This is a genomic window from Microcystis sp. LE19-41.2A, from assembly GCF_027530405.1.
Lineage (GTDB): Bacteria > Cyanobacteriota > Cyanobacteriia > Cyanobacteriales > Microcystaceae > Microcystis > Microcystis aeruginosa.
In genome coordinates this window covers 1-1168 of the sequence record NZ_JAPZQJ010000357.1, presented here as the reverse complement: position 1 = coordinate 1168, position 1168 = coordinate 1, and the positions used below count along the sequence as shown (strand labels likewise).

General features: G+C 52.2%; 1 pseudogene. It reads right to left on the bottom strand.

The window, feature by feature from the left end:
- Nucleotides 1-116: 116 nt before the first annotated feature.
- A pseudogene (locus O9290_RS14475) lies at nt 117-1022 on the bottom strand (RluA family pseudouridine synthase); the annotation flags it as partial.
- Nucleotides 1023-1168 lie beyond the last annotated feature (146 nt).

Here is a 1168-nt window from a genome sequence, read left to right as displayed (position 1 = left end):
AGGGGGGGGGGGTGTGGGGGGTGGGGGTTGGGGGTGGGGGTGGCGGGGGTGGGGGGGGGGGTGGGGGGGGGGGGGGGGGGGGTGTAGGGTGTGGGGAGTTTTCTCAGTGAACTGATAACTGATAACTGATAACTGATAACTGATTCCGGCGGCGCTGGACAACAAATAGAGATTCTTTCCCCTGTACTGGGATGATTAAAAACGATTTGATTGGCATGGAGATAATAACCACAATCTCCCGGGACTGCATCCGGTCGCGGTAATCCCCCCAGACCATACAATGGATCACCGATTAAAGGATAGCCAAAAAAGGCCAGATGAATGCGAATTTGATGGGGTCTGCCCGTAAAAATTCTTACTTCTAATAGGGTACTATCGGGATGTTTTTTTAAGACTCGACCATCACTGCGGGCCGATAACCCATCTGTGAGCGCACCGTAAACATGGCCTAAAATGGGATGGGCGATTTTCCCGATCGCTTGATTAATAGTAAAGTTATCCGGTATGTCGCCCCGACCCACTAAAGCTCGATATATTTTGGTAATTTTCCCCTCTCGCATCTGTTGACTCAATTTAGCTCTAGCGGGCTTTGATTTCGCCATTAAGACTATGCCCGAAGTGCCGCGACCAAGACGATGAATCGGATAGGGAGTGACATCGGGATAATGCTGATGTACCAAATGGATAAGAGTATGTTCGAGAAATCCACCCCCCGCTAACACCGGTAATCCCGAAGGTTTCGCCACCACTAACACCTCGGCATCCTCGTAGAGTACCTCAAAAAAGAGCGGTACATCCGGTTCTGTCCAAGGCGGGCGCTGATAGGTCAATTGCTGCCCGATTTCCAAGACTGTATCGGGGCAAGCGGGACGACCGTTGACTAGAATTGCTGCCGATAAAATGCGATCGAGCCATTCTTCTGGGCTAGAATGGCAATATTTGCCCGTATAGTAGGCTAATAAGCTTAATCCTGCCTGATTTTTGCTAATTTTATCTCGATAAATCCAACCTTGATTGGGCATTGGGGTAGTGGGTGTGGGGTGTGGGGTGTGGGGTGTGGGGTGTAGGGTGTGGGGTGTGGGGTGTAGGGTGTGGGGTGTGGGGTGTGGGGTGTAAGGTGTGGGGTGTGGGGTGTGGGGTGTGGGGTGTGGGGTGTAGGGTGTGGGGT